Raw genomic sequence first — 7401 nt, 5'->3', positions numbered from 1 at the left:
TTCGCGTCGGCGGCCGTACCGGCCCCGTTCTTCGCACCGGTCAGGTGGACCTTCTCGGCCACCAGCCGGGGCAGACCGCACCGCTCGGCCAGCCGGATCGTCGGGATGAGCCCGGCGTGCGCAATCAGGTCCGGGTCGTCGAACGCGGCGAAGAGCTCCGCGGGTCTGTGGGAGACTTTCACTTACGAGGTGCCTTGCTTCGTGGGACTGGTGTGGGCGTAGGAACTCCCATCATCCCAGGTCAGCAGGCACCTCTTCTCTTTTCATCGCCCAAAAACCGAGTATCACGCGGTGGATCCAGGTTCAGTACGTCCGGGAAATCGTCGGTACGTGGGTAACGGCCGTCCTTGCCCAAGTATTCGTCAGCGCCCAGGTATTCGTCCTTTCCCTGGTATTCGTCCCTGCCCGGCAGTCGGAGACGACGTGACGGTCACGGGTCTTCGGCGCGCGCCGGGACGGGCCCCTCGCCACGGCCGGCGGCGGGGGCGGCGGCCAGGGCGGCCCGGTCCAGCTTGCCGTGCGGGGTGAGCGGGAGCCGGTCGAGGTAGTGCAGGCGTTGCGGCAGCATATGGGCGGGCAGCCGCCGGGCGAGCGCCGCGCGCACCAGGACCGGCGGTACGGCCTCGCGGTCGGCGACCAGGTACGCGCCGAGCACCGGTGCCGGGCCGTCCTCCTCGACCAGACAGGCCGCCCCGCTCACTCCGTGCAGCGCCCGCAACTCGGCCTCGATCTCACCCAGTTCGATGCGGAAGCCGCGCAGTTTGACCTGGCCGTCCATCCGGCCCGCGTAGTACAGCAGGCCGTCGGCGTCGGCGACGGCCCAGTCACCGCTGCGATAGCGGCGGCCCGCCCCGTCCGGTGCCGCGGGGAAACGGTCGGCGGTGAGGCCGGGTCTGCCCAGGTAGCCGTGGCTGACCCCGGCGCCGCCCACCCATAGTTCACCGAGCTCACCGGGCGGCACCAACTCCCCGTTCCCGTTGCGCAGTTCGACCTCCAGATGGGCCAGTGGGCGGCCGATCGGGGTGCGTCCGGGACGGGCGTCCCGCAGGGTCTCGGGCGTGAGGGGACAGTGGGTGACGTGGACGGTGGTCTCGGTGATGCCGTACATGTTGGTGACCGCGGCGGCGGGTGCCGTGCCGGCGTCCCACCAGCGGCGGATGTCGTCAGGGACCAGCGCCTCGCCGCCGAGGACGACATGCCGCAGGGCGGGCAGCCGCGTCCCGGTCGCCGCCGCCTCGGTCACCAGGTTGCCGAACGCGGAGGGCACCTGGTTGAGCACGGTCACCCGCTCGGCCGCGAGCAGCGCCGTGAAGGCCTCCGGGTCGGCCGCGGTGTCGCGGTCGACCACCACCGCCCGGCCGCCGCACAGCAAGGCGCCCCAGATCTCCCAGACACTGAAGTCGAAGCTCCAGGAGTGGAACAGGGTCCACACGTCGTCGGCACCGGCGCCGAACAGCGGCAGGGCGGCGTCGAGCAGGGCCAGCACCTGTCCGTGTCCGATCACACAGCCCTTCGGGGCGCCGGTGGAGCCGGAGGTGTAGATGGTGTAGGCGGTGTCCGGGGGCAGGACGGGCGGTTGCGGGGCGGGCGGACGGGCGGCGAGGACGAGCGGGCCCGCCTCGGCGACCGGGGTCTCCCCCGGCCCCAACGGGCCCTCGGTCAGGACCAGTCGGGTACCGGAGTCGTCCAGCAGATAGCGCTGCCGCTCCGGCGGGTACCCGGGATCGACCGGCAGGTAGGAGGCCCCCGAGCCCAGGATGCCGAGCAGGCCGGCCAGCGCGTACCAGGACCGTCCGGCGCGCAGCGCGACGGGCTGCCCGGCAGCGACGCGCCCGCGCAGGAGGCCGCTGACGGCGTCGGCCTCCTCGGCGAGCCGGCCGTAGGTGACCGGGCCCCCCGCGTCCGTGACGGCCGTACGTCCGGGCCGCTGTGCGGCGACGGCGCGGAACCGGACGTCGAGCCGGTCCCCGGTGACCGGCGCGCCCGCCGCGGACTCGTTCACGGCCGGCCGGGGTGCTTCCCGCGTGACGCTCATACGGCGCTCCTCTGGGCCGCGGGCGGCTGGGGCGCGTCCGCTCGTCCGGAGCGTTCGGCGGTGAGGGCGTGGACGAGGTAGCTGGCGACGTCGTCGGGGGTGGTGCCGCGCCCGAAGATGCGGTCGGCGCCCAGCTCGGCCGCCATGGCCGGGTCGAAGCGGGGGCCGCCCACCACGAGCAGGGGCCTGGTGCGGCCCGCGAACGTGACGTCCAGCTCCGCGCTCAGCTCTCGTACGTTGGCCAGATGGGCGTCGCGCTGGGTGACGGCCTGGGAGACCAGGACGGCGTCGGCGCCCTCCCGTTCGGCCCGGCCGACCAGGTCGGCGACGGAGACCTGGGCGCCGAGGTTGACCACCCGCAGGGAGTGGTAGTACTCGAGCCCCTTCTGGCCGGCGAAGCCCTTGATGTTGAGGATGGCGTCGATGCCCACCGTGTGCGCGTCCGTTCCGATGCAGGCGCCGACCACGACGAGGTCACGCCCCAGCGCCGCGTGGACGGCCTCGTCCACCTCCTGCGCCGACAGCAGCGGATACTCGCGTTCCACGACATGCACCGAGTCCAGCTCCACCCGGTGCACGACCGAGCCGTAGACCACGAAGAAGCTGAACTCCGTACCGATCGGGCGGGCGTGGACGATCAGGGGGCGGTCCATGCCCATCTGCCGCGCCACCTGGAGGGCCGCGCCCTCGGCGAGCGAGCCGTGCGGCAGGGGGAGGGTGAACGAGACCTGCACCATGCCGTCGTCGGTGGTGTCCCCGTAGGGGCGGACCGCGAACCGTGTTCCGGCGGGGTCGTTCATCGCTGATCTTCTCCTTCGCTGTGGTGGTCCGGGGAGGTTTCCAGCAGTTCGATGGCCGGGTTGCGATAGCCCGCGGCGCGCTCGGCCACGCCCTCCCGGCCGCGGCCGCCGTCGACGGGGCGGCGCATCCCGCCGAAGGTGCCGGCGGCGATGGCGTCCAGCAGGCCGCGCTCGCAGATCCGCTCCAGCAGGTCGAGGGCCTCCCGCAGCACCGTCTCGGCGCGCCGGGCGATCACACCGCCGCGGGCGGGGCGGAAGTCCTCCTCCAGGGACCCGGCCGCGTTCATCACGTACCGGACGTTCTGCAGGGCCAGGTCGCGGTCGGACAGGAAGGGGGTGACGACGGCCTCGGTCATCATGCCGACGAGCAGGATGTTCTGCCGGGTCAGCGCCCCGGCCAGGTTGAAGAACCCGTTGAGCAGATAGCCGCGGAAGACGTCGCCGGTCATGTGCCGGGTCGGCGGCATCCACTTCAGCGGGGCGTCGGGGAAGAGTTCACGGGCGAGCAGCGCGTGGGCGAGCTCCATCCGGAACGAGTCGGGCAGGTCCGGGTCGATCTCGAAGGCGTGCCCGAGGCCGAGTTGGGCGTCGGCGAGGCCCGCCTCCTTGCCGAAGTACTCGTTCAGCAGCTGACTTGCCGTCACCGTGTGCGCCGCCGGCATCGCGTCGGCGGTGGTGAGGTAGTTGTCCTCGCCGGTGTTGATCACGATGCCGGCGCGGGCGTGCAGCTGCCGGGAGAATCTCTGGTCGACGAAGGTGCGTACCGGGTTGATGTCGCGGAAGAGGATGCCGTACATGGAGTCGTTGAGCATCATGTCGAGCCGTTCCAGGCCCGCCAGGACGGCGATCTCCGGCATGCACAGCCCGGACGCGTAGTTGGTGAGCCGTACGTAGCGGCCGAGTTCGGCCGACACCTCGTCGAGGGCGGCGCGCATCAGGCGGAAGTTCTCCTGGGTCGCGTAGGTGCCCGCGTAGCCCTCGCGGGTCGCGCCGTGCGGGACGTAGTCGAGCAGGGACTGGCCGGTCGAGCGGATGACCGCGATGACGTCGGCACCGCCACGGGCCGCGGCCACCGCCTGGCGTACGTCCTCGTGGATGTCGCCGGTGGCCACGATGAGGTAGATCAACGGGCCGGTGGGCTCGCCCCACCGCCGCACGAGGCGCTCGCGCTCCCGGCGCCGTGCGTCGATCACCGCGAGCCCCCCGGCCATGGCGCGCCGGGCGTCGTCCACGGCGTGCCGGGCGGCGGCCCCCTCCGGCAGCCGGAAGGAAACGTTCCGTGCGGTGGCAGCGGCGGCGAGGCCGGTCAGGTCGCGGTACGGCCCGGTGCGCAGCGCATGCCACACGGGGAGGGCGACCCCGTGCTCCAGGCCGACCTGGTCGCGCACCGCGTCCACCAGCCGGTTGGCCCAGGGGATGCCCTCGGGGTCGGCCCCGGACAGCCCCGCCAGCCGCAGCGAGGCCCGCTCCACGGCGACCGTGGTGTGCGACCGCGCCATGTCCACCACGGGCCGTCCGGCACGCACCGCCAACTCCCGAGCACGGCACACCAGTTCTGGATCAAGGCCGAGCTTCGCGGTGGCGGCGGCGGGGACGGCGGCCCCACGAACGACGGAGGGCGGCACAGTCGCGTCCACGTCACCCGCACCGGCGCGCTCCGTTCCGCCCATAGGACGCCGCTGCGTCGCGCCCGTAGAACGCCGCTCGGACTCGCCGGAAGGACGCAGCTCCGTTTCACCCGAAGGACGCCGCTCGGAGTCACCCGAAGGACGCAGCTCCGTATCGCCCGAAGGACGCCGCTCGGACTCGCCCGAAGGACGCAGCTCCGTTTCACCCGAAGGACGCCGCTCGGACTCGCCCGTACGACGCAGCTCCGTATCGCCCGAAGGACGCCGCTCGGAGTCACCCGAAGGACGCAGCTCCGTATCGCCCGAAGGACGCCGCTCGAAGTCACCCGAAGGACGCAGCTCGGACTCGCCCGAAGGGCGCCGCTCGGAGTCGCCCGTGCCGTTTCGCTCCGTGAGCCGGCGCTCGAACAGGTCGCGGACCCCGGGCTCCGTGCGCACCAGGTCGAGGGCCTGCTCGGCGTGGCCCGGCTGGTAGCCGTTGCCGATGAGCATGGTTACGTCGGCGCGCAGCCCCTCGGCGCCGAGGGCGGCCGCCGGGAACGAGGTGGCCATCGAGAAGAAGACCACGGTGCCCCCGTCCCGGGTCGCCAGTACCGCGGCGTGTTCGCAGCCGGGCGCATCGGTGCAGACCACGGTGATGTCGGCCGGCCCGCCGCACGCCGCCAGTCGCTCGCTCAGCGCGACCGCGTCGCGGGCGTCGGCCCGCAGCACCGTGCCGGCCAGTCCCGAGGCGGCGAGCGCGGCCTCCTCCGCCGCGTCCGGGACCACACCGACCAGCCGTCCGGCGCCGGCCCGGCGGGCGGCGGCGAGCGCCAGGCAGCCCGACTTGCCGGCCGCCCCCAGCACGGCCACCGACGGCGCGCCCGCACCCCGCGCGGCGTACTCCGCCACGGTGCGGGCCGTCAGCGCGGGCGCTCCGCACACGTCCAGCACGGCCAGCGCCAGTTCGTCGGGCAGGTCGGGCGGCAGGACCGCGGCCACCGAGCGCCCGAAGAGGATGGCGTGCCCGCGGGCCGGCACGCGTTCCCCCAGTCCGTCCCAGTCGCGCAGTCCGTCGGTCAGGCTCAGCGGCGTGAGCGTGAGCGAGACCAGGCTCGCCACCCGGTCGCCGGGTCCAAGGCCGAGCGGGGTGCGCGGGCCGGCCTCCGCCACCGTGCCGATCAGCATGCCGCCGGATCCGGTGACCGGGTTGTGCATCTTGCCGCGCTCGCGCACGATCCGGCACACCGCCTCGCGGATCGCGTCCCCGTCGCCGCCGTGCTCCTCGCGCAGCTGACGGTAGGAGGCGGCGTCCAGGTTGAGGTACTCCACGTCGATGCGCAGTTCGTCCTCGCGCAGCCGGGGATCGGTGTCGAGCCGGGTGGCCGCCTGCGGCAGTACCCCGGCCGGGTCGAGCACCCGGTGCAGTCCGAGCGGCGAGTGCGGTGCCGCGGCCGGCCCGGTCATCGCTCCTCCCCCGGCCGCCACTGCGCCCAGTGGGCCTGCCCGGCCTCCGGCAGGGTGTGCAGCGGGTCGTAGTAGTGGTAGGTGCGCCGCAGCGCCTGTGGGTCGTCGTGCTCGACCGAGGTGACGTAGTTCTTCGACCAGTCGGATATGCCCAGTTCACGGTCGTAGGCGTCGGCCTGGTGCACCCACCGCTTGCCGACGTAGGGGACGTCGCAGACCAGGCGGGGCGTGGCGAAGCCGGGCAGGTAGCCCATGATGGCGTGCTGGAGCCGCTGGGCCTCGGCGAGCGGCAGCCGCCAGTGCTCGGCGCCCGGCACGATGTCGCAGAGGTAGAAGTAGTACGGCATGATCTGGGCGCTGTCGAGCAGGGCGAAGCAGAGGTCCAGCAGGGCCTCGGGGGTGTGGTTGACGCCGTGCAGCAGCACACCCTGGTTGCGTACGTCGCGCAGTCCCGCGCCGAGCAGCGCCCGCGAGGCCTCGGCGACGAGCGGCGTGATCTGCTGCACGTTGTTGGCGTGGGTGTGCATCGCCAGGCCGACACCCCGCGCCGAGGCCTTCATGGCCAGCTCCGCCATGCCGTCGAGCACCTCGGGGGCCAGCCAGTGCTGGGGCAGCCCGATCAGCCCCTTGCTGGCCAGCCTGATGTCACGGACGTTGTCCAGGTCGAGCAGCCGGTCGACGAAGGAACGCAGCCGCGGCCAGGGCACGTTGGCCACATCGCCCCCGGACACGACGACGTCGCGCACCGTCGGGGTGGCCCGCAGATAGGCGATCATCCGGTCGAGGCGGTCGGCCGGCCTGAGCACGAAGCGGTACTTGTCGACCTGCGGGGTGGACGTGCCGACCAGGTCCATGCGCGTGCAGTGCCCGCAGTACTGCGGGCAGGTGGTGACGAGTTCGGCGAGCACCTTGGTCGGATAGCGGTGAGTGAGCCCCTCGACGGCCCACATCTCGGTCTCGTGCAGGGAGTCACGGGAGGCCAGCGGGTGGCTGGGCCACCTGGGGTGCCGGTCGCTGGCGACCGGCAGCATGTAGCGGCGGACGGGATCGGCGTACCAGGCGGTGGTGCCCGGAGCGGTGGCCGGGGCGATGGTGTTGAGCACCTGCGGGGTGAGCAGGATCGGCATCGTCGCGTGCTGCTGCTGGTCCGCTTCGAGATCGTCGTAGAAGGCGTCATCGAGTCCGGCGCCGGCCACCTCGCGCAGCTGCCGGACCCCCTTGACGCAGTGGGCGCGCTGCCACTGCGGGTCGCGCCACTGCGCGGGGGTGACGTGCCGCCAGGCCGGGAAGCGCCGCCAGTCGGGTTCGACGGCCTCGTGGCGTCGGTAACCGTAGGGCTGGGCGGGCGCCTCGGCCGGCGCCCGGGAGGGCGGCGCGGTCGGCGGGGGTGCGGTTGTCACGGGTGCCTCGGTTTCTCCCGGCCACTGCGGCGGGCGGGTTGCGGGCGGGGCGTCGCACGGGTACGCGGTGCGACGCCGCCGGGTCGGGTCTG

Annotated in this window: 4 protein-coding genes and 1 pseudogene; all 5 read right to left on the bottom strand. The window is 73.2% G+C overall.

All coding sequences use genetic code 11. The annotated features are described in order from the left end of the window. A pseudogene (locus ABTY98_RS28640) lies at positions 1–182 on the bottom strand (IS1380 family transposase); the annotation flags it as partial. A gap of 248 nt (positions 183–430) precedes the next feature. Next, positions 431–2035, bottom strand: a complete 1605-nt coding sequence (locus ABTY98_RS28635; protein ID WP_352223894.1) for an amino acid adenylation domain-containing protein — start codon at positions 2033–2035, stop codon at positions 431–433. After that, positions 2032–2835 (bottom strand): lysine 5,6-aminomutase subunit beta, encoded by an 804-nt coding sequence (gene kamE / locus ABTY98_RS28630; RefSeq protein WP_352223893.1) that lies wholly within the window; start codon positions 2833–2835, stop codon positions 2032–2034. Before kamE ends, ABTY98_RS28635 begins: the two co-directional genes overlap by 4 nt. After that, positions 2832–5909 carry a lysine 5,6-aminomutase subunit alpha gene (gene kamD, locus ABTY98_RS28625; RefSeq protein ID WP_352223892.1) on the bottom strand — a complete coding sequence of 1026 codons (3078 nt, stop codon included), beginning with the start codon at positions 5907–5909 and terminating at the stop codon, positions 2832–2834. Before kamD ends, kamE begins: the two co-directional genes overlap by 4 nt. Next, on the bottom strand, positions 5906–7309 hold the full coding sequence (locus ABTY98_RS28620; protein ID WP_352223891.1) for a KamA family radical SAM protein: 1404 nt from the start codon (positions 7307–7309) through the stop codon (positions 5906–5908). The genes kamD and ABTY98_RS28620 overlap by 4 nt, the downstream gene beginning before the upstream one ends. Positions 7310–7401 lie beyond the last annotated feature (92 nt).

The sequence above is a fragment of the Streptomyces sp. NPDC096040 genome, from assembly GCF_040303265.1.
GTDB lineage: Bacteria > Actinomycetota > Actinomycetes > Streptomycetales > Streptomycetaceae > Streptomyces.
Note: the sequence above shows the minus strand (reverse complement) of the source record. Positions and strands in the feature narration are given on the sequence as shown.